At 67.1% G+C, this 26,203-nt stretch carries 23 protein-coding genes; 6 read left to right on the top strand and 17 right to left on the bottom strand.

The window, feature by feature from the left end:
* Positions 1–26: 26 nt before the first annotated feature.
* Both AC1RQG_RS16895 and AC1RQG_RS16890 read right to left on the bottom strand, forming a co-directional pair.
* Entirely contained in the window at positions 27–1,217 is a 1,191-nt protein-coding gene (locus tag AC1RQG_RS16895) for a hypothetical protein (RefSeq protein ID WP_493133166.1), read from the bottom strand.
* A 164-nt stretch (positions 1,218–1,381) separates the two neighbouring features.
* A complete protein-coding gene (locus tag AC1RQG_RS16890; RefSeq protein WP_493133165.1) occupies positions 1,382–2,389 on the bottom strand; it encodes a phosphatase PAP2 family protein in 1,008 nt (335 codons plus the stop codon).
* Positions 2,390–2,625: 236 nt separating this feature from the next.
* Between AC1RQG_RS16890 and AC1RQG_RS16885 the strand changes: the two genes are divergently transcribed.
* A complete protein-coding gene (locus AC1RQG_RS16885; protein WP_493133164.1) occupies positions 2,626–3,324 on the top strand; it encodes a class I SAM-dependent methyltransferase in 699 nt (232 codons plus the stop codon).
* A 23-nt stretch (positions 3,325–3,347) separates the two neighbouring features.
* Here AC1RQG_RS16885 and AC1RQG_RS16880 read toward each other — a convergent pair whose 3' ends face one another.
* Together AC1RQG_RS16880 and AC1RQG_RS16875 are read right to left on the bottom strand one after the other, a co-directional pair.
* Positions 3,348–4,805 carry a hypothetical protein gene (locus AC1RQG_RS16880; RefSeq protein WP_493133163.1) on the bottom strand — a complete coding sequence of 486 codons (1,458 nt, stop codon included), beginning with the start codon at positions 4,803–4,805 and terminating at the stop codon, positions 3,348–3,350.
* Between the two features lie 107 nt (positions 4,806–4,912).
* A complete protein-coding gene (locus AC1RQG_RS16875; protein WP_493133162.1) occupies positions 4,913–5,674 on the bottom strand; it encodes a sulfite exporter TauE/SafE family protein in 762 nt (253 codons plus the stop codon).
* 112 nt (positions 5,675–5,786) lie between these two features.
* On the opposite strand from AC1RQG_RS16875, the gene AC1RQG_RS16870 reads away from it, so the two are divergent.
* Positions 5,787–6,521 carry a glutathione S-transferase gene (locus AC1RQG_RS16870; protein WP_493133161.1) on the top strand — a complete coding sequence of 245 codons (735 nt, stop codon included), beginning with the start codon at positions 5,787–5,789 and terminating at the stop codon, positions 6,519–6,521.
* Positions 6,522–6,536: 15 nt separating this feature from the next.
* Here AC1RQG_RS16870 and AC1RQG_RS16865 read toward each other — a convergent pair whose 3' ends face one another.
* The 11 genes from AC1RQG_RS16865 to AC1RQG_RS16815 all read right to left on the bottom strand — a co-directional run bounded on the left by AC1RQG_RS16865 (position 6,537) and on the right by AC1RQG_RS16815 (position 17,463).
* Entirely contained in the window at positions 6,537–6,824 is a 288-nt protein-coding gene (locus AC1RQG_RS16865) for a type II toxin-antitoxin system HicB family antitoxin (protein WP_493133160.1), read from the bottom strand.
* A 263-nt stretch (positions 6,825–7,087) separates the two neighbouring features.
* Complete coding sequence (locus AC1RQG_RS16860) at positions 7,088–8,935, bottom strand: PhoH family protein (protein WP_493133159.1); 1,848 nt, start codon at positions 8,933–8,935, stop codon at positions 7,088–7,090.
* Between the two features lie 259 nt (positions 8,936–9,194).
* Positions 9,195–9,638, bottom strand: a complete 444-nt coding sequence (locus AC1RQG_RS16855; protein ID WP_493133176.1) for a peroxiredoxin — start codon at positions 9,636–9,638, stop codon at positions 9,195–9,197.
* Between the two features lie 67 nt (positions 9,639–9,705).
* Positions 9,706–10,689, bottom strand: coding sequence for a polysaccharide deacetylase family protein (locus tag AC1RQG_RS16850; protein ID WP_493133158.1), 984 nt, complete (start codon positions 10,687–10,689; stop codon positions 9,706–9,708).
* 4 nt (positions 10,690–10,693) lie between these two features.
* Entirely contained in the window at positions 10,694–11,746 is a 1,053-nt protein-coding gene (locus AC1RQG_RS16845) for a bifunctional UDP-4-keto-pentose/UDP-xylose synthase (protein ID WP_493133157.1), read from the bottom strand.
* A gap of 21 nt (positions 11,747–11,767) precedes the next feature.
* Positions 11,768–12,715: a formyltransferase gene (locus AC1RQG_RS16840; RefSeq protein ID WP_493133156.1), complete on the bottom strand. Its 948-nt coding sequence runs from the start codon at positions 12,713–12,715 to the stop codon at positions 11,768–11,770.
* 8 nt (positions 12,716–12,723) lie between these two features.
* A complete protein-coding gene (locus tag AC1RQG_RS16835) occupies positions 12,724–13,710 on the bottom strand; it encodes a glycosyltransferase (protein ID WP_493133155.1) in 987 nt (328 codons plus the stop codon).
* 23 nt (positions 13,711–13,733) lie between these two features.
* Positions 13,734–14,870, bottom strand: a complete 1,137-nt coding sequence (locus AC1RQG_RS16830; protein WP_493133154.1) for a DegT/DnrJ/EryC1/StrS family aminotransferase — start codon at positions 14,868–14,870, stop codon at positions 13,734–13,736.
* Positions 14,871–15,000: 130 nt separating this feature from the next.
* The gene (locus tag AC1RQG_RS16825; RefSeq protein WP_493133153.1) at positions 15,001–15,372 is read right to left on the bottom strand and encodes a DMT family transporter; all 372 of its coding nucleotides are present in this window, start codon (positions 15,370–15,372) and stop codon (positions 15,001–15,003) included.
* 28 nt (positions 15,373–15,400) lie between these two features.
* On the bottom strand, positions 15,401–17,065 hold the full coding sequence (locus AC1RQG_RS16820; RefSeq protein ID WP_493133152.1) for a glycosyltransferase family 39 protein: 1,665 nt from the start codon (positions 17,063–17,065) through the stop codon (positions 15,401–15,403).
* Complete coding sequence (locus AC1RQG_RS16815) at positions 17,065–17,463, bottom strand: Mth938-like domain-containing protein (RefSeq protein ID WP_493133151.1); 399 nt, start codon at positions 17,461–17,463, stop codon at positions 17,065–17,067. The genes AC1RQG_RS16820 and AC1RQG_RS16815 overlap by 1 nt, the downstream gene beginning before the upstream one ends.
* A 211-nt stretch (positions 17,464–17,674) precedes the next feature.
* Here AC1RQG_RS16815 and AC1RQG_RS16810 point away from each other — a divergent pair, with 211 nt between their 5' ends.
* From AC1RQG_RS16810 to AC1RQG_RS16800, 3 genes are all read left to right on the top strand, one after another.
* On the top strand, positions 17,675–18,907 hold the full coding sequence (locus tag AC1RQG_RS16810; RefSeq protein ID WP_493133150.1) for a pyridoxal phosphate-dependent aminotransferase: 1,233 nt from the start codon (positions 17,675–17,677) through the stop codon (positions 18,905–18,907).
* 68 nt (positions 18,908–18,975) lie between these two features.
* The gene (locus AC1RQG_RS16805; protein WP_493133149.1) at positions 18,976–20,298 is read left to right on the top strand and encodes a homoserine dehydrogenase; all 1,323 of its coding nucleotides are present in this window, start codon (positions 18,976–18,978) and stop codon (positions 20,296–20,298) included.
* Between the two features lie 406 nt (positions 20,299–20,704).
* Positions 20,705–22,585 (top strand): methyl-accepting chemotaxis protein, encoded by a 1,881-nt coding sequence (locus AC1RQG_RS16800; protein ID WP_493133148.1) that lies wholly within the window; start codon positions 20,705–20,707, stop codon positions 22,583–22,585.
* A 62-nt stretch (positions 22,586–22,647) separates the two neighbouring features.
* On the opposite strand, the gene AC1RQG_RS16795 is transcribed toward AC1RQG_RS16800, so the two are convergent.
* Both AC1RQG_RS16795 and AC1RQG_RS16790 read right to left on the bottom strand, forming a co-directional pair.
* Complete coding sequence (locus AC1RQG_RS16795; protein ID WP_493133147.1) at positions 22,648–24,138, bottom strand: sensor histidine kinase; 1,491 nt, start codon at positions 24,136–24,138, stop codon at positions 22,648–22,650.
* Positions 24,139–24,837: a response regulator gene (locus AC1RQG_RS16790; RefSeq protein ID WP_493133146.1), complete on the bottom strand. Its 699-nt coding sequence runs from the start codon at positions 24,835–24,837 to the stop codon at positions 24,139–24,141.
* Positions 24,838–25,065: 228 nt separating this feature from the next.
* On the opposite strand from AC1RQG_RS16790, the gene AC1RQG_RS16785 reads away from it, so the two are divergent.
* The gene (locus tag AC1RQG_RS16785) at positions 25,066–26,130 is read left to right on the top strand and encodes a porin (RefSeq protein ID WP_493133145.1); all 1,065 of its coding nucleotides are present in this window, start codon (positions 25,066–25,068) and stop codon (positions 26,128–26,130) included.
* Positions 26,131–26,203 lie beyond the last annotated feature (73 nt).

Raw genomic sequence — 26,203 nt, 5'->3', positions numbered from 1 at the left:
AGGATTCTGGAACCTATGAAATGGCGTTACCCGACATGGTACCCGATGTCAATTTCCACTGGAAACGGCATAGAGCCGATGTACGGCTGCACCGTGGTGTCGTGCAGGTCGCGCGCGATGCGCTCGCGTTCGCGCTGGGAGGCGTCGGAGGCGATGCGGTCGAGCAGTTCGATGTTCTCGATCACGGGGAACACCTGGCTGACGATGTGCAGCAGGAATTGCGCTTCTTGCCGGCTCAGTTCGTGGCGTTCGGTGACCACGATCAGCCGGCCCTCGCCCGTGCGCAGCGGCACCGGCACGGTGACGAGGGCGCCCGCGTCGAGCAGTTCGGCCAGGTCGCTGGTCGCCTCGGGCGCCATGCGCACCCAGCGCTGGCGGCTGGGCAGGAATTCGCGCGCCAGCGGGCGCCGCCGCAACAGGCCGTCGAGCGGGCGCGTGTGCAGCACCATGCGCCCGGTGCTGAAGGCCAGCAGCGGCGCGGCCGCCTCGGCGCTCAGGCGGGTCGGCACGATGGTGCGCCCGGCCTCGGCGCCGCTGGCCGCGCGCAAGGTCCATTGCTCGGCGCCGTTTTCGCGCATCAGCAGGATGCAGCGGCTGGCGCCGTAGAACTGGCGGATTTTCTCCAGCACGGTGGCGATGGTCTGGTCGACCCCGAAGCGCGGATTCGATTGCTGGGTCACTTCATGCAGCAGGGCCAGGCGCCGCTGCTGCGCCACCACCAGCCCGCCCCAGTGCGCGATCATGTAGCCGAGCGCGAGCAGGAAGGTGGCGCGCAGCAGCACGCGCGACAGCGCCGCGTCCGTTTGGGCCGTGATGGCCGTGGTGGCGAACAGGGCGGTCGACACCAGTGTGGTGCGGGCGCCGGCCTCGAAGCCGAACGTGAACGAGGCGGCCAGGATCGAGAAGAAGAAGAACAGGAAGAAGAAACTGTTGCTGCCGCCGGTGACGAGCACGATCAGGTAGAACCAGCCGACGTCGAGCCAGTAGGCCACGTGCGGGCGCAGGCGCGGCGAGGCGACCAGGTTGAGCACCAGGCTGTGCAGCAGGTAGCCGCCGAACACGAAGATGGTGAAGTCGTTCATCCGGCCCACGCCGGCCGGGTCGATGAACAGCGTCAGCAGGCAAGTCATGGCCAGCACCAGCCGCATCCGGTTGACCATGGCGGAGTCGGTCGGGTACTTTGGTTGCTGTGCGGGAATTAGAATGTTGTCGCTCACAAGTGCTCCAGCCCAGTTTTCTTGCTGGTCTTGTAACAATTGGTTTAGTCTAACGGCAGACGCGGCAAGCGTCCATCTTCCCGGATCAATTTTGTTGTATCAATAACGGCGATGCCACACATGCGTGATTTAAAGCACGGCCGTGCGGCCGCCGCGGGCGGCGCTCAGGGCGCCGGACGCGGCCAGCCGCAGCGCACGCAGGTGCGCGCCAGCGGCACGCACAGCGCGGCCAGCGCCAGCGCCGCCACGCCATCGAGCGCATAGTGCCATGCCAGCATGAGGGTCGAGGCCCAGATCAGCAGCGCCAGCGGCACCGCGCACCACAGGGCGCGCGGCCAGTGGCGGCCGGCGAACCAGGTGGCCATGGCCGTCATGGCCACGTGCAGGCTGGGCATGGCCATGGTGCCGTACAGCAACCCGTTCTGCGGCACGCGTCCGGCCTGGTAGGCCAGTAGATAAGCTTGCAGCTGGGCGCTGAGGGTGTCGCGCAGGTGGACGAACGCGGCGGGCCGGTAGTATTCGGGCCCGGCCACCGGGAAGCGCAGGGCGATGGCCGTGGTGCCATAGAACGCCAGCACGATGGCGATCGCCAGCGTGGCGGCGCTGCGCGTGCGGCGCGTCTTGACCAGTAGTGCCAGCACCAGCAGCACGTACAACCACATCAGGTGATAGATGGTTTCCCACCAGGCCAGCGGCACCAGGTGGAAGCGCAGCACGGCGCGCCACAGCGGCTGTTCCAGCTGCCACAGCACCGGGTCGTACCAGACGGTGGCGGCGCTGCGGTAGATCTGCACCAGGTTGGCGTTGCCGCTGATGGACAGGATGGCGCCGAACACCAGCAGGCAGCCGGTGGCGGCCGGTCCGGCCTGGAACACGGCGCGCCACAGCGCGCCGACGTCGACCCGGCCGCCGCCGGGCGCCGAGAACTGGCGCATGCGGCGCAGCGAATCGAGCACGGCCAGCAGGCTGAACAGCAATGCGTAGCAGCCGGTGAAGTAGGCGGCCACCTGCACTTGCGGCCAGGTCAGCACGCCGACCGAGCGGGGACCGGCCAGCCAGTGCGATAGGAGGGTCAGGCCCGCGCCCACCACGGCCAGCGGCAGCAGCGTGCGCAGCGCGGGCGCGTCGTGGTCGGTGGCGCGCGCGGCGCGCGACGGGAGGTTCTCATTCACACGCGTTCCTGCCTGGCATGCTTGCCGGTTCTGTAATAACCGGCCTAGTCTAGCGGGGGGCGCGGCGCGCGTCCAGCGGCCAGCGGCAACCTGTTGTTTCGGGCACGGCGGCGGCCGGGCCGGTTATCATGCATACTCTATCGCGTACGGCCCGATGGCCGGCCAACATGACTATCGAGCGCTGCCCCTCCCCGGCGGCGCAGCACGGGAGCGGGTTGATGCATGATCGCAGTCCCATGACGGAATCCGAATTCGACGGCTTCGCCGATGAATACCGCGCCCAGCACGCGGCCAACATCGCGTTGTCGGGCGAATCGCCGGATTTCTTCGCCGAGTACAAGGTGGCCGACATCGCGGCCGCCGTGGCGGCGCGCGGGCTGGCCGGCGCCGGCTTGCGCATCCTCGATTTCGGCGCCGGCATCGGCAACTCCGTGCCTTACTTCCACCAGCATTTGCCGGGCGCGCGCGTGACGTGCCTGGACGTGTCGGGCAAGAGCCTGGCGTTGGGCGAGGCGCGCTTCCCGGGACTGGCCGAGTTCGTGCTGTTCGATGGCCGCCAGCTGCCGTTCGCGGACGCCTCGTTCGACGTGATCCTGTGCGCGTGCGTGCTGCACCACATCGACCCGGCCGAGCATGGGGCCGTGCTGGCCGGCTTGCGCCGGCTGTTGTCCGAGCGCGGCCAGTTGTTCGTGTTCGAGCACAATCCGTGGAATCCGCTCACCGTGCGGGCCGTCAACACCTGTCCGTTCGACGCCAACGCCCGCCTCATCTCCGCGCCGGCGCTGGCGGCCACGTTCCGGCGCGCCGGTTACAGCCGGCTGGAGCGGCGCTTCCGCATCTTCTTCCCGGGCCCGCTGCGCAGGCTGCGGCCGCTCGAGCGCTGGTTGCGCTGGTGTCCGGCCGGCGCCCAGTACTGCCTGATCGCCGAACGCTGACGGGGCCGGCCCGCAGCGTGCGCTCAGTCGGCGCGCACGTAGACCACGGCCACCTGGTCGCCGTACAACCGGCGCCAGCCCGGCAGCGTGTCGAGCAGGTAGAGGATCGGGGTGCTGTCGGCCGAGATCAGGGCCCAGCGCACGCCATAACGCTGCACCAGCCGTTCGAACGCGGCACGGTCGGGACTGAACGGCGCCATGTAGGCGGCCATGAACGCATCGCCGTACATGTCCGAGCGCCCGTCGACGAACGGGCGCACGTGGCGGAAGATCAGGTAGCCGCCCAGTTCGTAACTGTTGAACACGGGCTGCGACAGCAGGGCCGGCGGCACCTGGCGCAGCGCCTTGGCGGGCGTGGCCGGGTCCTCGCCGCGTTCCACGGGTTGCGCCAGACGCAACACCACGGCCAGCGCCGCCACGGCCAGCGCCAGCGCGCGCCAGCGCCACGCGGCGGCGGTGGCGGTGGCGGTGGCGGGGCGCCCGGCGGCCGGCGCGCAGCCGAGCGAGCGTCCCAGCGGCGCGGCCAGCACCAGCACGCCCACCACGCCTGCCACCAGTTGATGGCGGCTGTGCTTGAGCGCCATGTGGAGCAGCGCGAGCACGATGAACAGGCGCGCCGGGGGGATGGTCAGCGGACGGGTCAGCGCCACGTACAGCAGCGCGATCAGCGCCAGCGTCAACGGTTGCGTATGGCGGAAATTGGGCGGCTGCCATTCCGCGATGTAGGCGATCAGGTCCAGCCGCATCAATTGCAGCGGATACAGCAAGCCGTGCCAGCCGTAGGGCGTGGCCATGGCGGCCACGGTGGCCCCGGCCAGGAACGCGCCCCAGCGCAGCGCCACGGCGCGCCGCCGGGGCGCCGGGGCGGCGTGCACGGCTTCGAGCGCGAGCACGCCGGCCAGCGCCAGGCCGAGCACGAAGCTGCCATGCAGATTGGCCCACAGCGTCATCAAGGCCAGCCAGGGCCAGCCCGGCGCGCGCTCCCGTTCGCGCGCGCGCAGCAGGGCCACGCACCAGGCGGTTAGCGGCGCCAGCGCCAGCAGGTGCGGACGCGCGAACAGGCTGGGCAGTACCGAGGCGCCCGCGATCACGCAGCTCACCAGCAGCGCCGGCTGATCCTGCCAGCGCGCCAGGTAGCGCGCGAGCACGGCCAGCGTCAGCGCCAGTGCCGCGCCGCACAGCAGTTGCAGGCCGCCCCAGCCGTTGGCCTGGTAGGCGAGCGCCATCAGCACTTCCGACAACCACTCGTGGGCCACCCACGGGATGCCGGGCACGGTGGCCGAGAACGGATCGGCATGCGGCACGCTGGCGTGCGCCAGCATCCACTGGCCGGCCGCCAGGTGCCAATAGGTGTCGCCATCGAGCAGCAGCGGCCGGTGCACCAGCGGCAGCAGGAAGCCGAGCAGCGCGAGCAGCGCGGTCATGGGCGGGGCGCCCCAGCGGGAGGCGGTCACGGCGCGCGGCGCGGCAAGGCTGTCCAAAGGCGTCCTCCGGCAAGACAGGGTGGCGGCGTGGATGCCCGAGCGGCTTGCCGACCGCAGCAACATAGCAGGCATGGCGCCCGCTGTCTATTTCCGTCGCTTATTTCTTAACGCATGAACATCCACACGGTGAGCGTGGCGCCCACCAGCACGACGAAGGTGCGCATCACTTTTTCGGGCAGGCGGTGGATCAGCCAGGCGCCGCACAGGCCGCCGGCGATGCCGCCCGCGCACAGGGCGAACGCGGCCGGCCAGCTGATCAGGTGCGAGGTGGCGAAGATCAGGGTCGCGGCCGCGTTCATGGCCATGGCCAGCATGTTCTTGGTGGCCGTGGCGGCGCGCACCTGCTGGCCGGCGATGGTGAGCGCGGCCAGCATCAGGAAGCCGATGCCGCCGCCGAAGTAGCCGCCGTAGACGGCGATGCAGCTTTGCACCAGCACCAGCGCCCAGCGCGGCACGGAGCCGGCCGCGTGCAGCGGCTTGCGGCGGAAGCTGCCCCAGGCGAACATCGAGGTGGCGAACAGCACCAGCCACGGCACCAGGCGGGCGAAGAACGAGGCCGGTGTGTTGAGCAGCAGCAGCGCGCCGACCACGCCGCCCACCACGCTGATGGCGAACATCTGGCGGAACGTGAGCGGGCCCACGTCGGCGGTCAGCTTGCGGCCGGCCACGGCCGACGTGGTCTGGCTGGGGAACATGGCGATGGTGGAGGTCATGTTGGCGGCCAGCGGATTGAGGCCGGCCAGCAACAGCGCCGGGAAGGTGATGAAGGAGCCGCCGCCGGCCAGCGCATTCTGCACGCCGGCGAAGAAACCGGCGGCGGCGATCATCAGGACGGTGGTAATCTCGAGCGGGGGAACAGGTGGCATGGCGGAATAGGGGCGCGGAATGGCTGAGTGGACGGGGCCGGAGCATTATACCGGCGCCGGCGACGGCGCGCCCGATGCGCCCGGTTCGTGTAAAAAATGCTAACATGGGCCGATGAACGCGCCCGCTCCCTACCAGCTGTACTACTGGCCCGGCCTCCAGGGCCGGGGCGAGTTCGTGCGACTGGCGCTGGAGGAGGCCGGCGTGGCCTACGTTGACGTGGCGCGCCGGCGCGGCGAGCGCGGCATGCCGGCCATGCTGGCCAGCCTGGACGGGGCGCAGGAGGCGCAGCCGTCGTTCGCGCCGCCCGTGCTGCGGGCCGGCGCGCTGCTGATCGGGCAGACGGCCAACATCCTGCTGTTCCTCGGCGCCCGCCACGGCCTGGCGCCGCGCGCGCAGCAGGGACGGTTGTGGGCCAACCAGCTGCAACTGACCATCGCCGACATCGTCAACGAGGCGCACGACTGCCACCATCCACTGTCGACCAACCTGTACTACGAGCAGCAAAAGTCGGCCGCCCGCACGCGCGCGGCCGACTTCACGGCCCGGCGCCTGCCCAAGTACCTCGATTATTTCGAAGGCGTGCTGGAACGCAATCGCGCGCGCGGCAACCATGCCGTCGGCGCGCGGCTGTCGTATGTGGATTTGTCGCTGTTCCAGCTGGTCGAAGGCTTGCGCTACGCCTTTCCCAACGCCATGGCGCGCCAGCAGGCGGCGTGGCCGCGGCTGCTGGCCCTGCGCGACGCCGTGGCCGCGCGGCCGCGCATCGCGGCCTACCTGAAGTCGGCGCGGCGTCTGCCGTTCAATGAGGATGGGATCTTCCGCCACTACCCGGAACTGGACCGCTGACCGGGCGCGCCGGCGTCAGTCGTCGTCGGGCGGATCGTCGAGCCGGGCCAGGTCGAAGCTGACCAGGGCCCAGATGCCGCCCGCGTAATCGGGTTCGCGCGACAGCCTCTCCACCGGCGAGGGCTTGATCTCGAACGGCTTGCCCTGTTCGACCAGCTGGCCCACGTGGCCGTAGATGGCCTTGGCGGCGTTGCTCATGGCCTTGTCGATGGTGGCGCCGGACGAGCGCACGCCGGGCAGGTCCGGCACGGTCACGCCGTAGACACTTTCCTTGTCGATGTGGATCAGTATCGGGATGTCCATAGCGGCTTGTCCTGTGGAAAGTGGGCGGCCATTGTTGACGTTGCGCTGCACGACTAAGTTTTACACGGACAAGGTCAGGCTTCAAGCTATTTCGTGCATGGGGCCGCCAATTTACGACGCGATGCCGCAAGCGCGTGCGCCGTCGTGGCCGGGCGTCCACGCAGCCCTGTTTTGGTGCGCCGCAGCGGCCACGATACTTGTGTGCTCAAGTAAAAAGCCCCGCCGGCATCGCTGCGGGCGGGGCTGTGGTGAGGCGGGAACGCTTACAGCACTTCGCTGGCGTGGTCGGCCAGGCGCGAGCGTTCGCCGCGCGCCAGCGTCACGTGGCCGCTGTGCGACCAGCCCTTGAAGCGGTCGACCACGTAGGTCAGGCCGCTCGAGCCTTCGGTCAGGTACGGCGTGTCGATCTGGGCGATGTTGCCGAGGCACAGGATCTTGGTGCCGGGACCGGCGCGCGTGACCAGGGTCTTGATCTGCTTGGGCGTCAGGTTCTGCGCCTCGTCGATGATCAGGAACTTGTTGACGAAGGTGCGCCCGCGCATGAAGTTGAGCGACTTGATCTTGATGCGCGAACGGATCAGGTCCTGGGTCGCCGCGCGGCCCCATTCGCCGCCGTCGGAATCGGACTTGTTGAGCACTTCGAGGTTGTCGTCGAAGGCGCCCATCCACGGCGACATCTTCTCCTCCTCGGTGCCGGGCAGGAAGCCGATGTCCTCGCCCACGGGCACCGTGACGCGGGTCACGATGATCTCGTTGTAGAGCTTGGTCTCCAGCACCTGCGCCAGGCCCGCCGCCAGCGCCAGCAGGGTCTTGCCGGTGCCGGCCTGGCCCAGCAACGTGACGAAGTCGCACTCGGGGTTCATCAGCAGGTTCAAGGCGAAGTTCTGCTCGCGGTTGCGCGCCGTCACGCCCCACACGTTGTTCTTGTTGTGGCTGAAGTCGCGCAGCGTCTGCAGCACGGCCGTCTTGCCGTTGATCTGCTTGACCTGGCCGTAGAACGGCGCCTCGCCATTCTTCGGCTCCAGGAAGATGAACTGGTTGACCAGCATCGACGGCACGAACGGGCCCGTCACGCGGTAGAACGTGGCGCTCTGGCCGTTCTTGTTCTCCTGCCACGACTCCATGTCCTTGCCGTGCTTGTTCCAGAAGTCGTCCGGCAGTTGCACGATGCCCGAGTACAGCAGGTCGGTGTCTTCCAGCACGTGGTCGTTGAAGTAGTCCTCGGCCGGCAGGCCCAGCGCGCGCGCCTTGATGCGCATGTTGATGTCCTTGGACACCAGCACCACCGGACGGCCGGCCTGCTCGCCTTCGAGCGAACGGACCACGGCCAGGATCTGGTTGTCGGCCTTGCCCACCGGCAGGCCGGCCGGCAGGTCGGCGCTTTGCAGCCGGGTCTGGAAGTACAGGCGGCCCTTGGCGTCCTTGTTGCCGAGCTTGGACAGCGGGATGCCTTTCTCGATCGCGTCGTCGTCCGTGTTCGACACCAGCGCGTCGAGCGTGCGCGAGACCTGGCGCGCGTTGCGGGCCACTTCCGTCATGCCCTTCTTGTGGTTGTCGAGCTCCTCCAGCGTCATCATCGGCAGGTAGACGTCGTGCTCCTCGAAGCGGAACAGCGACGATGGATCGTGCATCAGCACGTTGGTGTCGAGCACGAACAGCTTGGTCTGGCCGGTCTGGTCGGCGTGGCGGCTGGTGGAGGACTTGAGCGCGACCTCGACCGGCTTGTGCTTGGCCGGATGCGGCGCCTCGGCCGTGATCGGCGTGACCTTGGCGCGCGCGGCCGGCGCGGCCTTGACCTTCGACGGCGTGGGCGATGCCTCGCCAGCCGGCGCGTGCGGCGGCGCGGCCTGCAGGATGGCGGCCTTGGCGGGTGCCTTGGCTGCCGGCTTGGGCGCGGCCGCTTTCGCTGGCACTGGCGCCGGCTTGGCCACGGCCACCGCCTTCACTGGGGCGGCCTTGGCCTTGGCTGGCGCTTTCTTCGGTGCCGGTGCCGGCACAGGCGCGGCTACCTCGACCGCGATGGCCGGTGTGGGGTTGGCGCCGCTGGCCTTGGGATAATCTTTGGCCAGCAGTAAAGTCGCTGGCTTACTTGGAATTTTTGGCAGTGGCATCAGGATCTCGATCAAAAAAATTCTGGAGGAATCCGTCCATGGGCGAGCCTGGCGCGAGCGCGGCGGCCGAATGGGGTGGATGCGGGGGAAACAGGGTTACAGGACTGCCGACGGGCACGCGATCGGCCCGGGTAGGATACCGCGTGGTGGCCGGTTGGCCACCATGTAGGGCGAGGGTTGGTACAGTGCTGACTCAAAATGGCTGGGTGCGCATGGACGAGCTACGGTTGAGCAAACTGGACGTTCGCCACGCGTGCGATCAACCCTGACGCGCCACGAATTCCAGCACTTCATCGACGTGACCTGCTACCTTCACGCCTCTCCATTCTTTCACCAATTGCCCATGAGCGTCAATGACAAACGTGCTGCGCTCGATGCCGCGCACGGTCTTGCCATACATCTGCTTCAGCTTCATCACGCCGAACTGCTGGCACAGCGCTTCCTCGGGGTCCGAGATCAGCTCGAACGGCAGGCCCAGCTTGGCCTTGAAGCCTTCATGCGAGCGCAGCGAGTCGCGGCTGATGCCGTAGATCTCGGTGCCGGCCGCCTGGAACTGTTCGTACAGGTCGCGGAAGGCCATGCTCTCGGTGGTGCAGCCGGGCGTGTTGTCCTTGGGGTAGAAGTACAGCACCGTGTAGCGGGCCGGACGGCCGGCCAGCTGGAACGTCTGGCCGCCCGTCATGGCGGCGGAAAAGTCGGCGATGGGTGCTACGGTTTGGCGATCAGCCACAGGTTCTCTCCTGAACGGTGAACTTCAGCAACGGGGACTGCTAAAACGAGCGGGCGGCGCCTTGCACCATCAGCTGGCCCGAACGTCCCGGCAATTCGCCCCACGTCATGGGGCACACGGGCAGCACGTCATCCTTGATCCGCCCGTAGTGGTCGGCCATGGACGCCAGTTGATAACCCTGGGCCCGCCATCCGGCCAATAACTGCTCGAAGATGGGGGCGAGTTTCTGGCCTTCAAGCTCGGCGTGCAGGGTGTACACATGGTCGCGCGTGGCGCCGGCCGTCAGCTGGAGCAGGAAGGCGGCGATGTTGGCCGTCGTGATCATGGTGCCGTCGATCTCGCGTCCCAGCAGTTCGTCCAGCGTGGGCAGGGTGGTGGGCAGCTGGAGGCAATCGAGCACCTTGCCGTCCACGGCCAGCCGGTGCGGGCCGTCGGCCGGGTTGGCCAGCGTGCCGTTCTCGTTGAGCACGCAGCGCTGGTCGGACGCGTAGCGGTAGCCGGCCGTGTCGTGCTCGACGAAGGCGGCGCCGTTCATCTGCCAGCCGGCCGCGCCGTGCGTGTGCGGCGGTGCGCCGAACACGGTCGCGTAGCGCGATGCGGCCTTGCGCATCATGGCCACGGTCCAGGCGGCGTGGCGCTTGGCCACGTTGTCCTGCCACAGCACGTGGTCCCAGGTGTGGATGCCGCATTCGAAGCCGGCGTCGCGCACGGCGCGCAGCTCGGCCGCGCACTGCTTGCCGATGTCCGGCCCCGGCAGCAGGGTGCCGTACATCAGGGTCTTGAGGCCGTAGTGCTCGACCACGGAGGTGCGCGATACCTTGCTGAAAAAGCCCGGCCGCAGCGCCCGTCGCAGCGCCCAGCCCGTGTGGTCGGGGCCGAGCGAGAACAGGAAGGTGGCGTGGGCCTGGTGCGCGCTCAGCATGCGCACCAGGTTGGGCACACCCTCGCGGGTGCCGCGATAGGTGTCGACGTCGATCTTGAGCGTCAGCAGCGGCCGGCGCTGGGTGGGCAGGGGACCGGTCAAATCATCAATCCATCAGGGCCTGGGCTTCGGCCACCTGGCTGCGGTAGGCGTCGAAGATCTTGCGCAGCGCGTCGGCCATGGTGGTCGACGGCTTCCAGCCCAGCTCTTCGCAGGTGTTGGTGATCTTCGGCACGCGGTTCTGCACGTCCTGGTAGCCCGCGCCGTAGTAGGCGCCGGACGTGGTTTCCACGATCTTGACCTGCTTGGCGCCGGTGGCGTACTCCGGGTATTCCTCGGCCAGCTTCAGCATCATGCCGGCCAGGTCGCGGATCGAGTAGTTGTTGACCGGGTTGCCGATGTTGTAGATCTTGCCGCTGGCGGCGCCGTCCTTGTTCTCGATGATCTTCATCAGGGCGTCGATGCCGTCGTCGATGTCGGTGAAGGCGCGCTTCTGGTTGCCGCCGTCGACCAGCGAGATGTTCTCGCCGCGCACGATGTGGCCGAAGAACTGCGTCACCACGCGCGACGAGCCTTCTTTCGGCGTGTGGATCGAATCGAGGCCGGCGCCGATCCAGTTGAACGGACGGAACAGGGTGAAGTTCAGGCCTTCCATGCCGTAGCCCCAGATCACGCGGTCCATCAGCTGCTTGGCGTTCGAGTAGATCCAGCGCGGCTTGTTGATCGGGCCGCAGATCAGTTCCGAGTTCTCGGGATCGAATTCCTCGTCGTGGCACATGCCGTACACTTCCGAGGTCGATGGGAACACCAGGTGCTTGCCGTACTTGGCGGCCGAGCGGACGATGGGCAGGTTGGCCTCGAAGTCCAGCTCGAACACGCGCAGCGGCTGCTTGACGTAGGTCGACGGCGTGGCGATCGCCACCAGCGGCAGGATCACGTCGCATTTCTTGACGTGGTACTCGACCCATTCCTTGTTGATCGTGATGTCGCCCTCGAAGAAGTGCATGCGCGACTTGTACGCTTCATTCTCCAGCACGTCGGTGATGCGGTCCGTGCTCATGTCCATGCCGTAGACGTGCCAGTCGGTCGTTTCCAGGATGCGCTTCGACAGGTGGTGGCCGATGAAGCCGTTGACGCCGAGGATGAGGACTTTTTTCATGTGATCTTCTCTAGGTAATGTTCATTGTTCGCTGGCGGCAGCGGCCAGGCGGGACTGCAACTGCGCGGCCGTGACGGGTTCGCCGTCGGCCGTCAAGGCGGAAATCGCCAGCATGCGGCCATCGCCGCACACGCCAAAGATGCAATTATCCACTACTGTCAAGCCCGGACGCAAACTTGCGCTGGCAACATTGTCAGTATGTTCATGCTTTGACTGGCGCAGGCGTGCCCGCTGCACCACATAGCGCACGCCGGCGATGTCGGTGAAGGCGCCCGGGTACGGCGGCGCCACGGCGCGGTGCAGGTTGTAGACCGTCTGGGCCGGCTGGCTCCAGTCGATGCGGCCATCCTCGGGCTTGCGGCCGCCGAAGTAGCCGCCCTGGGTCAGGTCGTTGTGCAGGCGCGGCGCGCTGCCGTCCAGCAGCGAGGGCAGCACGCGCCACAGCGCCTGCTCGGCCGCCACGGTGACCTTGCCGAACACTTCGAAGGCCGTGTCGTCGGGCAGGATCGGCACTTCCATCTGGGCCACGATGGCGCCGGCGTCGGGCTTGACCGTCATCTCGTGCAGGGTGGCGCCGGTCACGTCGGCGCCGTGCAGCACGGCCCAGTTGACGGGCGCGCGGCCGCGGAACTGCGGCAGCAGCGAGCCGTGCATGTTGTAGGCCGGCGCCACGGCCAGCAGCTCGGCCGGCAGCATGTGGCGGTAGTAGAAGCTGAACATCAGCTCCGGCCGGGCCGCCTGCACCCGCGCCAGCAGCTCGGGCGATCTGGCGTCGGCCGGCGTGATGTAGGGGATGCCCTGGTCCTGGCACACCGAGATCACGGAGTCGAACCAGATGTTCTCGTTCTCGCTGTCCTCGTGGGTGACCACCAGCGCCACGTCCACGCCGCCGGCCAGCAGCACCTTCAGGCAGCGCACGCCGACGTTGTGGTAGGCGAAGACCACCGCGCGCGGGCGGTGCTCCAGCATGGCGCCGCTCATCGCGCCACCGAGCGTTTCTCCAGCTCGTCCGCGTCGAGCGGCGGCTGGCCGTGCGATTGCTGCAGGATGGTCTGCACCACGTAGCGCGGGCGGGCCCGCACTTGCTGGAAGATGCGGCCCACGTATTCGCCCAGCAGTCCGATGCCGAACAGGATCACGCCCATGAAGAAGAACGCGATCGCGAACAGCGTGAACAGGCCTTCCGCTTCCGCGCCCAGGAACAGGCGGCGCACCAGCAGTACCAGCACCAGCAGGCCGGAGCCGATCGACAGCCCCATGCCCAGCATGGAGAACATCTGCAGCGGCACCAGCGAGAAGCCGGTCACCAGGTCGAAGTTCAGGCGGATCAGGCTGTAGAGCGAGTACTTCGACTCGCCGGCCGCCCGTTCCTCGTGCTCGACGATGATCTCCGTCGGCTTGCGCGCGAAGCGGTAGGCCAGCGCGGGCACGAAGGTGTTCACCTCGCCGCACTGGTTGACCAGGTCGATCACGTTGCGGCCGTAGGCGCGCAGCATGTTGCCCTGGTCCGTGATCTTGATGTTGGTGATGCGCTCGCGCAGCTGGTTCATGGCCTTGGAGGCGTAGGTGCGCCAGGCCGAGTCCTGGCGCTTGCGGCGGATCGAGCCGACATAGTCGTAGCCTTCGCGCATCTTGGCCACCAGGTGGCGGATCTCCTCGGGCGGATTCTGCAGGTCGGCGTCGAGCGTGATCATGATCTCGCCGCGGGCCGCCTCGAAGCCGGCCAGGATCGCCATGTGCTGGCCGTAGTTGCCGTTGAACAGCACCACGCGCGTGACGTCGGGCCGGGCGCGGAACTGCTCGGCCAGGATGGACACCGAGTTGTCCCGGCTGCCGTCGTTGACGAACACGATCTCGTAGCTCGTCTTCAGCGCGTCGAGCGCGGGATAGAGGCGGTCGAACAGGGTCTGCAAGCCGGCCTGCTCGTTGTAGACCGGGATGACGACGGATATTTCTGGTTTCATTGCTGGTACGGTCATTGCGGTCGTTATTTAATCAGGATGGCCTTGACGGCGGCGACGGCGCGCTCGACGTCGGCCGTGGTCATGGCATAGAACATGGGCAGCGTGACCGTCAGGCGGCCCACTTTTTCCGACACGGGGAACATGCCTTCCTTGAAACCGCGCGCGCGGTACATGGTGAACAGGTGGATCGGCGCGTAGTGGTAGCCGGTGCCGATGTTGTACTCGGCCATCTTGCGCATGAAGTTGGCGCGCGTGTCCGGGCCCTGGTCGGGCAGCACGATCTGGAACAGGTGGTAGTTGCTGGTGTCGAAGGCCTGCAATGGCAGCTGGGCGCCCGACTGCGCTTCGAAGTCGGGGCCGAAGCAGCTGAAGTAGTGGCGCGCCAGCGCGCGGCGGTGGGCCGTGATGGCCTCGATGTTGGCGAACTGGCCCAGGCCGATGGCGGCCATGATGTCGCTCATGTTGTACTTGCCGCCCAGGACGTCGACGTCGATGCCGTCCACGCCGCTGCGGGTCACGCCCTGCAGGCGGTACTTCTCGGCCAGGCGCGCCTCGTCCTCGTTGTTGAGGACCAGGCAGCCGCCTTCGCCGGTGGTGATGTTCTTGTTGGCCTGGAAGCTGAACGAGACGAAGTCGCCGAACGATCCGATGCGCTTGCCCTTCCATTCGGAACCGAAGGCCTGCGCCGCGTCCTCCACCACGCGCAGCTTGTGCTTGGCGGCGATCGCGTACAGGCGGTCCATGTCGACGGGCAGGCCGGACAGGTAGACCGGGATGATGGCCTTGGTGCGCGGCGTGATGGCCGCCTCCAGCTTGTCGAGGTCGATGTTGCGGGTCACGGGGTCGATGTCGGCGAACACCGGGGTGGCGCCCACTTCGATGATGACGTTGGCCGTGGCCACCCACGAGATCGAGGTCGTGATCACCTCGTCGCCGGGGCCGATGCCGGCGATGCGCAGCGCGATCTCCATGGTGCAGGTGCCGGAATTGAAGGTGCGCACGGGGCGGCCGCCGAAGTACTCGGACAGCTTGGCTTCGAAGGCTTGCACTTTCGGGCCGCTGGTGATCCAGCCCGAACGCAGCACCTCGCCGACGGCGGCGATGGTGGCTTCGTCAATGGTGGGTTTGGAAAAAGGCAGGAAGGGCGGGGCAGCGCTCATATCGGTGGTCACTCTCTTCAACTTGTTCTTGTGGTTGGACGGGCGCTCGTGGCGCGCCGCCCCCCAGGGGCAGCGCATATTCTAATGGGTTCTGCAGACGACCGGCCATTTTGTTGGCTGGACGGCAAAGTCAGCTGCGCGCCAGCAGGGCCACGCCGATCAGGATCACGCCGATGGCCGCCATCCGTTGCAGCGACACGGCCTCGCCGAAGAAGTACCAGGCGCCGATGGCCGTCACCACGTAGCCGAGCGACAGCATGGGGTAGGCGATCGACACGTCGACCCGCGACAGGGCGATGATCCACAGCACCACCGACAGCACGTAGCAGGTGAGGCCGCCGATGATGGGCAGCTGGGTGGCCACCTTGAGGCCGATCGAGAACCAGTTGTCCATGGTCAGGTGGATGGCGCCGATGGACTTGGTGCCGGCTTTCAGCAGCAGCTGGGCCAGGGCGTTGAGCAGCACGCCCGTGACGATGAAACTGAAGGTTGCTAGGTTCATTAAAATTGTAGTGAAAAATTCAATAAGGTTACAGGTTGGCGACGACCACGCGGCGCGTGTCTTCGGCCACCACGCGCATCGGTATGCCGCGCGCCTGCATTTTCGGGTAGTCCTCGACGTCGAAGATGGCGAGGTCCTTCACGCCGGCGGCCGCGTCGCGCTGCCAGATGGCGATCCAGGCGTCCACCGTGGGGATCGACAGTTCCGGCTGCTGCTGCAGGCCGAACGTGAATTCATCCCAGTAGTCGACCAGGGTGACGGTGCGGCCCAGGTAGAACGTCATCGACTGCTCGTAGGTGGAGACGGAATAGATCTTGGTGTCGGGCTTCAGTTCGGCCTGGATGCGGTGGGTCAGCGCCTTGCCGGCCCGCATATGGCCATACGGTTCAAAGCCGGCCAGCACCATCTGGGTGGCCAGGAAGCCGGCGATGGCCAGCGTCAGCACGCTGGCGTCGCGGCGCAGGTGGCGCGCATGGAGCAGGGCCAGCGCGCCGCCGGCGGCGGCGATGATGGCGGCCGCCAGCACCCACGGCTGGTACGCTTCCAGCATCTTCACCTCGGCCGGGCTGTAGACCTTGAGGTGGGCGATCTGCGGCACGGCCGCGATGCCGGCCACGCCCACCACCAGCAGCAGCACGGCGGCGAACACGCGGTTGGGGCGCGACGCGTTCTCCAGGTAGACGGCGATCAGCAGGGCCAGCGCCGGGAAGATCGGCAGGATGTAGCCGGGCAGCTTGGAGCTCGAATAGCTGAAGAAGAAGAAAATGAACACGGCCCACACCAGCAGCATCAGGCGCGGCTGGAACGCGGCCATCCGGTCGCGGCGCAGCGCGCCCAGCAGGCTTTGCGGCAGCACGCCCAGCCACGGCATGATGCCGGGGATCAGCATGACGAAGAAGTAGTACCACGGGCCTTCGCGGTGGTGGGTCTTGAGCAGAAAACGTTCGAAATGCTCGTGGATGAAGAAGAAGTGCGGCTGCTCCGGGTTCCTGATCGCCACCAGCACGAACCACGGCGTGGCCACGGCGAAGAACAGCAGCAGGCCCTTGCCCAGGTGCAGCCGGGACCAGATGGCCCAGTCGCGCGCGGCGACCGTGTACAGCACCAGCACGGCGCCCGGCAGCACCAGGCCGATCAGGCCCTTGGCCAGCACGGCCAGCGCCATGCCCGCCCAGCACAGCAGCATCCAGTTGCGCTGCTCGGCCGGCGTGGCGCCGTCGCGCTGGGCCAGCAGCAGGGCGCACAGGGCGATCGTCATCATGCCCGACAAGCTCATGTCGAGCGAGTCGATCTGGCCCGAGGCCACCCAGAACAGGCTGGCGCCCAGCGCCAGCGCGGCGTAGAAGCCGGCGCGCGCGCCGAACACCTTGTGGCCCGTGTAGCCGGTCAGCAGCACGCCGCCCAGGCCGCACAGGCCCGTCCACAGGCGCGCCTGCCATTCGCCCAGGCCGAACACGGCGAACGACAGCGCGTTCATCCACGTCTGCAGCGGCGGCTTCTCAAAGTACTTGATGCCGTTCAGGCGGGTGGTGATCCAGTCGCCGGAGGCGAGCATTTCGCGCGCCATTTCCGCGTAGCGGCCCTCGTCGGGCGGCACCAGCGTGCGCCAGCCGAGCACGTACAGCCAGACCAGGGTGAAGACGATCGCGAGCGACCACAGCAGTTTTTTGGAGTTGTACAGGTCGTTGTTCATCAGGCCGGCTCACCCGCGCCCAGGGTCGCCCCCATCACCAGGGCCAGCGTGACCTTGCGGCCTTCGCCCATCAGAATGTTGTAAGTCCGGCAAGCGGCCTGGTTGTCCATGCATTCCACGCCGATGCGGCGCATGGTCAGCGCGGCCGTCAGCTTGGGGTGGATGAAGCGCTGGCGCGCGCCCGTGCCGAGGATCACGACGTCGGGCGCCAGTTCCAGGATCTCGTTGAAATGGGCTTCCGTCAGTTCCTCGAAGGTGGCGGCGCCCCACGCGCGCGGCGCCGTCTCGGGCAGCACGAGCAGGCTGTAGTTGTAGCGCTGGGCGTTGATTTCGACGCCGGTGTCGTCGTAGCCGGTGACGGTCTGGTATTGTTGGGTGCTGCTGGGATGGAGCTTCATAGGCTGTGTAAGACGAGCGGTTAAGACAAGTCGTTGCGGTCAATGGTCGGCAAAAGAAGCGTCATTGTAGCGTTTTTCCCGGACTTGCCCGCCGCAAAGGTTGATTAAATGGGAGGCTTTCGGCAGAATGGGTCTTTTCGCATTGCAGCATGGGCCAGGGCCGGATTTTGGCAGGCCGCGTCGTTTTGCCTCACCAACACAGGATTTTATTTTGCGACCGATTCATAAATCGAACAAACTTGCGGAAGTGTGCTACGAGATCCGCGGGCCCGTGCCGGAGAAAGCCCGGCAAATGGAGGAGGAAGGCCACAAGATCATAAAGTTGAATATCGGCAACTTGGCCGTGTTCGGCTTCGATCCGCCCGACGAGATCGTGCGCGACATGATCGTCAACCTGCCCAACGCGGCCGGCTACACCGATTCCAAGGGCATGTTCGCGCCGCGCAAGGCGATCATGCATTACACGCAGGGCAAGAACATCCGCGGCGTCGGCATCGACGACATTTACCTCGGCAATGGCGCCTCCGAGCTGATCGTGATGGCCATGAACGCGCTGCTCAACACGGGCGACGAGGTGCTGGTGCCGGCGCCCGACTATCCGCTGTGGACGGCCGCCGTCAGCCTGTCGGGCGGCACCCCGGTGCACTACATCTGCGACGAGCAGCAGGACTGGTATCCGGACCTGGACGACATCCGCAACAAGATCACGTCCAACACGCGCGCCATCGTCATCATCAACCCGAACAATCCGACCGGTGCGCTGTACCCGGTCGAGCTGCTGCGCGAGATCATCGAGATCGCGCGCCAGAACCAGCTGATCATCTACGCCGACGAGATCTACGACAAGGTGTTGTACGACGAAGCCCAGCACGTGTCGATCGCCTCGCTGGCCGACGACGTGCTGTGCGTGACCTTCAACGGCCTGTCGAAGAACTACCGCTCGTGCGGCTACCGCTCCGGCTGGATGGTGGTGTCGGGCGAGAAGAGCCACGCCAAGGACTACATCGAGGGCCTCAACATGCTGGCCTCGATGCGCCTGTGCGCCAACGCGCCGGGCCAGTTCGCGATCCAGACCGCGCTCGGCGGCTACCAGAGCATCAACGACCTGGTGGGGCCGGGCGGACGCCTGCTCAAGCAGCGCGACCTGGCCCACAAGCTGCTGACGGACATCCCCGGCATCACCTGCGTCAAGCCGAAGGCGGCGCTGTACATGTTCCCGCGCCTCGATCCTAAGGTCTACCCGATCGTGGACGACCAGCAATTCGCCTACGAGCTGCTGGCCGAGACCAAGGTGCTGATCGTCCAGGGCAGCGGCTTCAACTGGATCAACCATGACCACTTCCGCATCGTGTTCCTGCCCAACGCGGACGACATGACGGACGCGTTCGGCCGCATCGCGCGCTTCATGGAAAACTACCGCAAGCGCCACAGCCTCGGCTACTGAGCCGTCCCCCATCCACGGGGCGCCGCCAGGGCGGCGCCCGTATCCACCGCAATGAAACGAGTGTAGTTATGAATCCCATCAAAGTAGGTTTGCTAGGTATCGGCAACGTTGGCGCCGGAACGTTCAACGTGTTGCGCCGCAACCAGGAAGAAATCCGCCGCCGCGCCGGCCGCGGCATCGAAGTGGTGGCCGTCTCGGCCCGCAACCTGGAACGGGCCAAGGAGCGCACCGGCGGCCAGGTCAAAGTGGTGGCCGACCCGTTCGACATCGTCAACGATCCGGAGATCGACATCGTCGTCGAGCTGATCGGCGGCTACGACACGGCCAAGGCGCTGGTGCTGCAGGCCATCGCCAACGGCAAGCACGTGGTCACGGCCAACAAGGCGCTGCTGGCCGTGCACGGCAACGAGATCTTCGCGGCGGCCCAGGACAAGGGCGTGATGGTGGCGTTCGAGGCGGCCGTGGCCGGCGGCATCCCCATCATCAAGGCGCTGCGCGAAGGCCTGACGGCCAACCGCATCGACTGGCTGGCCGGCATCATCAACGGCACCACCAACTTCATTCTGTCCGAGATGCGCGACAAGGGCCTGGACTTCGCCACCGTGCTCAAGCAGGCGCAGGAACTCGGTTACGCCGAGGCCGACCCGACCTTCGACATCGAAGGCGTGGACGCGGCGCACAAGGCCACCATCCTGGCCGCGATCGCGTTCGGCATCCCGGTGCAGTTCGACAAGGCCTACGTGGAGGGCATCTCCAAGCTCAACGCCATCGACATCCGCTACGCCGAGCAACTGGGCTACCGCATCAAGCTGCTGGGCATCGCCAAGCGCGCCAAGGTCAACGGCACGGAAGGCGTGGAGCTGCGCGTGCACCCGACCCTGATCCCGTCCAAGCGCCTGATCGCCAACGTGGAAGGGGCCATGAACGCCGTGCTGGTGCAGGGCGACGCCGTGGGCGCCACGCTGTACTACGGCAAGGGCGCCGGCGCCGAGCCGACCGCCTCGGCCGTGATCGCCGACCTGGTCGACATCACCCGCCTGGCCACGGCCGACCCCGAGCACCGCGTGCCGCACCTGGCGTTCCAGCCCAACGAGATGACCGACATCGAGATTTTGCCGATGGCCGAGATCACGACCAGCTACTACCTGCGCATGAACGTGGCCGACCAGCCCGGCGTGCTGGCCGACCTGACCCGCATCCTGGCCGACGCCGGCATCTCGATCGACGCCATGCTGCAGAAGGAGCCGGCCGAGGGCGAGATCCGCACCGACATCATCTTCCTGACCCACCAGACCCAGGAGAAGAACGTGGAGGCGGCCATCGCCAAGATGGAAGGCCTGGCCAGCGTGTTCGGCAGCGTGACCAAGATCCGCCTGGAAAACCTGAGCTAAACGCCGGCCCCGCGCCAACGCCCAAACCGGGGTCAGGTCATACTATTGCGCAATTTGCGCAATAGCATGACCTGACCCCGGTTTTTTTTCGCCGGAAAACCACAGCATGACGGGGCGGCGTATGCGGCAGTGGCGCAACGCGGTTCATAGCGTTACAGTGATAGTGACTATTGCCATCCGGCTATCCTGGATGGCGTACGGCATGGGCCGCCCGCCGGGACAGGTGCGGGGGGCCGGATCGCGGGACCGCGCATGGTTCCCGCTGAATCCAGATTGTTGCAAAATGGCATGGAAATAGATTAGGCTGGATGCATCATGGCCGGCGTGTTGCTTGTGCGCGGCCAGCGGTTGGCTGCAGTCAGGAGGCGCGCCGTCAGAGCGCCAGTTCACATTCCGGGGAGAGCATATGTCTGAATTCTTACGCCGCCTGTCGATCCAGCAAAAGCTGGTGTCGAGTATGGCCCTTTGCCTGTTGTTGTTCCTGGTGCTGTCGGCCACCCTCAGCGTGGTCATGACGGGCAACACCATCCGCCAGCGCGTGGTGGGCCAGGAGTTGCCGGCCGTGGTGGGCGAGATCCGCAACGACATCCTGCGCCAGATCGGCGAGCCGGTGGCGTCGGCGCTGGCCATCAGCGCCAACACCTTCCTGCTCGAGTGGGAGAAGGCCGGACTGCCTGAAAGTGGCGACGCGGCCTGGATGGCCTACGCGCAAAGCATGAAAAAAATCAGCAAGGCGGCGGCCGTGTCCTGGATCTCGGCCGCCACCGGCAAGTATTACGACGACAAGGGCTTCCGTCGCACGGTCGACAAGAACGCGCCGTCGGACCAGTGGTTCTACGGCTTCCTCGCCAGCGGCAAGCCCTACACGCTGAACCTGGACAAGGAGCAGGGCAGCACCAGCTACAACGTCTTCATCAACACCCGCTTCGACGCCGGCGACGGCAAGATCGGCGTCGGCAGTATCGGACTGTCGGTGGACAAGCTGGCCGAGACCATCCGCAATTACAAGATCGGCGCGTCCGGTTTCGTCTACCTGGTGCGGCCCAACGGCATGCTGACCGTGCACCGCGATCCGCAGCTGGCCGACAGCAAGCATTTCATGAAGGACTTGCCCGGCTTTAGCGAGGAATTGAGCGGCAAGCTGCTGGGCGGCCAGCAATTCGCCACCGCGAGTTACACGGCCCCCGACGGCAAGCGCATCGTCGCCTCGTCGTTCGTGCCGGAACTGAACATGTATGTGATCGCGGAGGTGCCCGAGCACGAGGTGCTGGGCCAGGTGACGCGCTCGGTGCTGCTGGCCGCGCTGGTGGGCGGCCTGGTGGGCGGCGGCATCGGCCTGTTCATCATCTACCTGGTGAGCCGCGCGATGGCCGCGCCCGTGGCCCGCGCCGCGCAGATGCTGGGCCAGATCGCCGATGGCAATGGCGACCTGACGCGCCGTCTGACGGTGGAGTCGCGCGACGAGATCGGCATGCTGGCCGACGCCTTCAACCGCTTCGTGTCCTCGCTCAACCGCACCATCCGCGAGGTGCGCAACAGCACCGACACCATCGCCCACGCGTCGCGCGAGATCGCCAGCGGCAACCTCGATCTGTCGTCGCGCACGGAGGCGCAGGCGTCGAGCCTGGAGCAGACCGCGTCGGCGATGGAGGAATTGACGGCCACCGTGACCCAGAACGCCGACAGCGCGCGCCACGCCAACGAGCTGGTGCAGTCCGCCTCCGGCTACGCGACCCAGGGCGGCGCCGTGGTCGGCCGCGTGGTCGAGACGATGGCCTCGATCAAGGACAGCTCGCGCAAGATCGTCGACATCATCGGCGTGATCGACGGCATCGCGTTCCAGACCAACATCCTGGCGCTGAACGCGGCGGTGGAGGCGGCCCGCGCCGGCGAGCAGGGGCGCGGGTTCGCCGTGGTGGCGTCGGAGGTGCGCAACCTGGCCCAGCGCAGCGCGGCGGCGGCCAAGGAGATCAAGGAACTGATCGGCGACTCGGTGGTCAAGGTCGACGCCGGCGGCTCGCTGGTGGACGAGGCCGGCGCCACGATGGCCAAGATCGTCGCCTCGGTCGAGCAGGTGACGAGCATCATGGGCGAGATCGTGGCGGCCAGCCACGAGCAGAGCGACGGCATCGCCCAGGTCAACCTGGCCGTGACGGAGATCGACAGCACCACCCAGCAGAACGCGGCGCTGGTGGAGGAGGCCGCCGCGGCGGCCGCCTCGCTGCAGGAACAGGCTGCCAACCTGGCGGCCGTGGTCAGCGTGTTCAAGCTCGATGAGCGGGGGTGATGCGGGCGACCGGCGGTGGCGCCGGCCGGGGCCTGGCGCCAGTTGCCACAGGCCGGCGAATACTATAAACGAAACGCCACCCGCACCAGCAAGCCTTGCGGCCCGGCCGCGTCGGCCAGCGTGACGGTGGCGCCGTGCAGGGCCGCGATGTCGCGCACGATGGCCAGGCCCAGGCCGGCGCCGCCCGGATTGCGCTCCATGGTGGCCGAGGCCCGGTAGAACGGCGCGAACACTTTTTCCCGTTCGGCGGCGGCGATGCCGGGGCCGCTGTCCTCGACTTCCAGCGTGGCGCCGTCCGCCGCTTCCATCACCCGCAGCACCACGGTGCCACCGGGCGGCGAGTAGCGCAGCGCGTTGTCCACCAGGTTGGCCACCAGTTCGTGCAGCAGCAGCGGCTGGCCGTGCACCACGGCCGGCGCATCCCCTTCCAGCGACAGGTCGATCTGCTTGGCCACGGCCGCGATCGCCAGTTCCAGACCCACCTGGCGCGCCACGTCGCGCAGCGCCACCGGCGCCAGCGCCGCGTGGTCGCCGTCCTGGCCGCCGTGCTCGATGCGCGCCAGCGTCAGCAGCCGGTTGGCCAGGTTGACGGTGGAGTCGGTGGTGGCGGCGATGCTGCGCACGATGTCGCGCAGGGCCGTCTTCATCTGCGCGGGATCGGCCTGCGGGCGGTCGCATTCGCGCAGCGCCAGTTCGGCCTGGGTCTTGAGCACCGTGAGCGGCGTGCGCAGCTGGTGCGAGGCGTCGGCGATGAAGCGGCGCTGGCTGGCGATCAGGCTTTGCAGCCGCGCCATCGAGGTGTTCATGGCCGCCACCAGCGGCCGCACTTCCTTGTGCACCAGCGCCGGGTCCACGTCCGACAGGTCGTTCAGGCTGCGCGTCTCCACCTCCTGTTTCAGGCGCATCAGCGGCTGCAGCACCAGGCGCACGGCGAACCACACCAGCAACGCCAACGCCAGCAGCAGGCCCGCCTGCCACAGCAGGGTGTCGAACAGGATCTGGTTCGACAGGCCGCGGCGCGCGTCGACCGTCTCGCCCACCTGGATCAGGGCGATGCCGCGCATGGAGTCGTCGTACACCGGCTGCAGCAGGGCGGCGATGCGCAATTGCTGGCCGTTGTAGTTGGCGTGGTAGAAGCGCACCAGCGCCGGATAGGCTTGCGAGCGCGGCACGTTGGGCGGCACGGGCGGCAGGTCGTCGTAGCCGGACACGGTTTCGCCGTGGATGCCGGTCACCTTGTAGTAGATGCGGCCCAGCGTGTCGGTCTCGAAGCTGTCGAGCGCCACGTAGGGCACGTCGGCCACCACCTTGCCGTTGACGACCGACACCCGTTCGGCCAGCGCCCGCGTGGAGGCCAGCAGCGAGCGGTCGTAGGCCATGTCGGCCGCGTCGAGCGCGTTGTGGTAGACCGAGATGGCGTTCAGCGCCACCAGCACGATCAGCGGCACCAGCAGCCAGCGCAGCAGCTGGCCGCGCAGGCTGCCCAGCGGCGCGCCCGGTCCGTACCGGCGCCGTTCGGCCCGGGCGGGCAGGCGGGACGGGCGCGCCGCCATTTAGCCGCCGACGGCGCCGCGCGGTTGCAGCAGGTAGCCGATGCCGCGCAGCGTGGTGATGACGGCGCCGTCCGGCGCGCCGTTGTCGAGCTTCTTGCGCACGCGGTGGATGTACAGTTCGATCGCGTCCAGGTTGGCCTCGTCGTCCAGCGCGAACACTTCGTCGAACAGCTTTTCCTTGGACACGGCGCGCCCCGAGCGCGAGATCAGCGCCTCGAGCACGGCGTGCTCGCGCGGCGTCAGCGCCAGCGCCGCGCCGCCGTAGCTGAAGCAGCGCGTCACGGTGTCGAAACTGAGGGCGCCGCAGTGGTGCACCAGCGCCTCGTTGCCCACGCTGCGGCGCAGCAGCGCGCGCACCCGCGCCTCCAGTTCGGCCAGTTCGAACGGCTTGGCCAGGTAATCGTCGGCGCCCAGGTTCAGGCCCTGGACCCGGTCGTCGAGGCCGCCGCGCGCGGTCAGGATCAGCACCGGGGTCTGGCCGCGCGGGGCGGGACGGGCGCGCAGGCGCTTGAGCACCTCCAGCCCGTCCATGCGCGGCAGCGTCAGGTCCAGGATCACCAGCGCGTAGTCCTGGGTGTGCAGCAGGGCGTCGGCGTCGGCGCCGTTGTCGGCGCATTCGACCGTCAGGTGGGCGTCGCGCAGGGCCTTGGACAGCCAGCGCGACAGCTCGGTGTGGTCTTCCACTAACAAAATGCGCATAAATCTTGCCAATCAGATCAAAGAAGTTCAGTGTCAGACCTGCATGATAGCCCCGGCGCGCCGTTCGCGCGGCGCTGTCGGCGCTTTGTGGTGCACGGGAGACAGGGGGCCCCAACCTGTCGGGACTGAAAGCCAAATGAAAGGAAGTGAATTTTATAGTGGACACCTGATTTCCGATCAGGTGCTGCACTTATAACGATCTCATAACTACATTTACCGGAGACACACATGAAAAAAACCTCTTTGTCCCTCGCCATCCTGGCCCTGCTGGGCGCCGCCGGCGGCGCGCACGCGCAATCGAACGTGCAGGTGTATGGCTTGATGGACATGGGTGTGGATTACGTCAGCGACGCCAAGGCGGGCGGCGGCGCGATGACGCGCGTCACCTCGGGCGGCATGAACACGTCGCGCTGGGGCTTGCGCGGCGCGGAGGACCTGGGCGGCGGCCTGAAGGCCGTGTTCAACCTGGAGGGCGGCATCCTGATGGACACGGGCGCCTCCGACGGCGCCCTGTTCAAGCGCCAGGCCTATGTGGGCCTGGACGGACACTTCGGCCGCGTGGTGCTGGGCAAGACGTTCACCACCGTGTACGACACCGTGCTCCATTTCGATCCGATGGGCTTCGCGCCGTTCTACTCGTGGGCCACCTCCGGCCCGGCCACGGGCCCCAGCAAGTACGGCTTCGCCACGTCCTTCGAAAACCAGATCAAGTACGCCGTGTCGGCCGGCGGCCTGAAGTTCGGCGCATCGTACGGCGCCGGTGAACAGAGCACGGGCGCCAGCGACAGCGCCAAGTTCTCCACGTCGGCCATCTACAGCGCCGGCCCGGCGAGCGTGATGGCGACCTGGGAGCGTGTCAACGGCAACACCGTGGCGGCCACCGGCAACCGCGACAAGAGCACCGTCTGGCACCTGGGCGCCAGCTACGAGCAAGGCCCGTTCAAGGTGATGGGCGTGGTGCGCGACTACAAGCTGGTGTCGGGCAAGGCGCTGACGGCCGATGTCGACGCCACCACCAGCTGGGGCGGGGTGGTCTACAAGGCCAACGCCGTCACCACGCTGACGGGCGCGATCTACCACATCAACGTCAAGAACGTGGCCGGCGGCAAGGACGCCGATCCGACCATGTACGTGGCGCGTTACCGCTATGCGCTGTCCAAGCGCACCGCGCTGTATGTGGCGGCCGCCTACGCCAAGGCCAAGAACGGCCAGCTGACCGGCCTGTCGCGCGACGACGCCGGCTTCGCCGACACCCAGCGCGGCATCATGACGGGCATCCAGCACCGTTTCTGATCGGCCGCGCCGGGCTCTCTTTTTCCGAGGGAGCCCGATTTCTGAAAGCGCTTTGAAAGCTTCCACGCCCTAC

Source organism: Rugamonas sp. GW822-FHT03B10, assembly GCF_058801745.1.
This window is presented reverse-complemented; position numbering and strand designations above follow the sequence as displayed.

What these genes read in the sequence shown, in the direction of transcription:
- AC1RQG_RS16800 (WP_493133148.1), top strand. Translation starts at nt 20,705, where the DNA reads ATGTCTGAATTCTTACGCCGCCTGTCGATCCAGCAAAAGCTGGTGTCG.
- AC1RQG_RS16835 (WP_493133155.1), bottom strand. Translation starts at nt 13,710, where the DNA reads ATGAAACCAGAAATATCCGTCGTCATCCCGGTCTACAACGAGCAGGCC.
- AC1RQG_RS16795 (WP_493133147.1), bottom strand. Translation starts at nt 24,138, where the DNA reads ATGGCGGCGCGCCCGTCCCGCCTGCCCGCCCGGGCCGAACGGCGCCGG.
- AC1RQG_RS16885 (WP_493133164.1), top strand. Translation starts at nt 2,626, where the DNA reads ATGACGGAATCCGAATTCGACGGCTTCGCCGATGAATACCGCGCCCAG.
- AC1RQG_RS16825 (WP_493133153.1), bottom strand. Translation starts at nt 15,372, where the DNA reads ATGAACCTAGCAACCTTCAGTTTCATCGTCACGGGCGTGCTGCTCAAC.
- AC1RQG_RS16790 (WP_493133146.1), bottom strand. Translation starts at nt 24,837, where the DNA reads ATGCGCATTTTGTTAGTGGAAGACCACACCGAGCTGTCGCGCTGGCTG.
- AC1RQG_RS16870 (WP_493133161.1), top strand. Translation starts at nt 5,787, where the DNA reads ATGAACGCGCCCGCTCCCTACCAGCTGTACTACTGGCCCGGCCTCCAG.
- AC1RQG_RS16860 (WP_493133159.1), bottom strand. Translation starts at nt 8,935, where the DNA reads ATGCCACTGCCAAAAATTCCAAGTAAGCCAGCGACTTTACTGCTGGCC.
- AC1RQG_RS16865 (WP_493133160.1), bottom strand. Translation starts at nt 6,824, where the DNA reads ATGGACATCCCGATACTGATCCACATCGACAAGGAAAGTGTCTACGGC.
- AC1RQG_RS16820 (WP_493133152.1), bottom strand. Translation starts at nt 17,065, where the DNA reads ATGAACAACGACCTGTACAACTCCAAAAAACTGCTGTGGTCGCTCGCG.
- AC1RQG_RS16815 (WP_493133151.1), bottom strand. Translation starts at nt 17,463, where the DNA reads ATGAAGCTCCATCCCAGCAGCACCCAACAATACCAGACCGTCACCGGC.
- AC1RQG_RS16845 (WP_493133157.1), bottom strand. Translation starts at nt 11,746, where the DNA reads ATGAAAAAAGTCCTCATCCTCGGCGTCAACGGCTTCATCGGCCACCAC.
- AC1RQG_RS16805 (WP_493133149.1), top strand. Translation starts at nt 18,976, where the DNA reads ATGAATCCCATCAAAGTAGGTTTGCTAGGTATCGGCAACGTTGGCGCC.
- AC1RQG_RS16785 (WP_493133145.1), top strand. Translation starts at nt 25,066, where the DNA reads ATGAAAAAAACCTCTTTGTCCCTCGCCATCCTGGCCCTGCTGGGCGCC.
- AC1RQG_RS16875 (WP_493133162.1), bottom strand. Translation starts at nt 5,674, where the DNA reads ATGCCACCTGTTCCCCCGCTCGAGATTACCACCGTCCTGATGATCGCC.
- AC1RQG_RS16840 (WP_493133156.1), bottom strand. Translation starts at nt 12,715, where the DNA reads ATGCTGGAGCACCGCCCGCGCGCGGTGGTCTTCGCCTACCACAACGTC.
- AC1RQG_RS16830 (WP_493133154.1), bottom strand. Translation starts at nt 14,870, where the DNA reads ATGAGCGCTGCCCCGCCCTTCCTGCCTTTTTCCAAACCCACCATTGAC.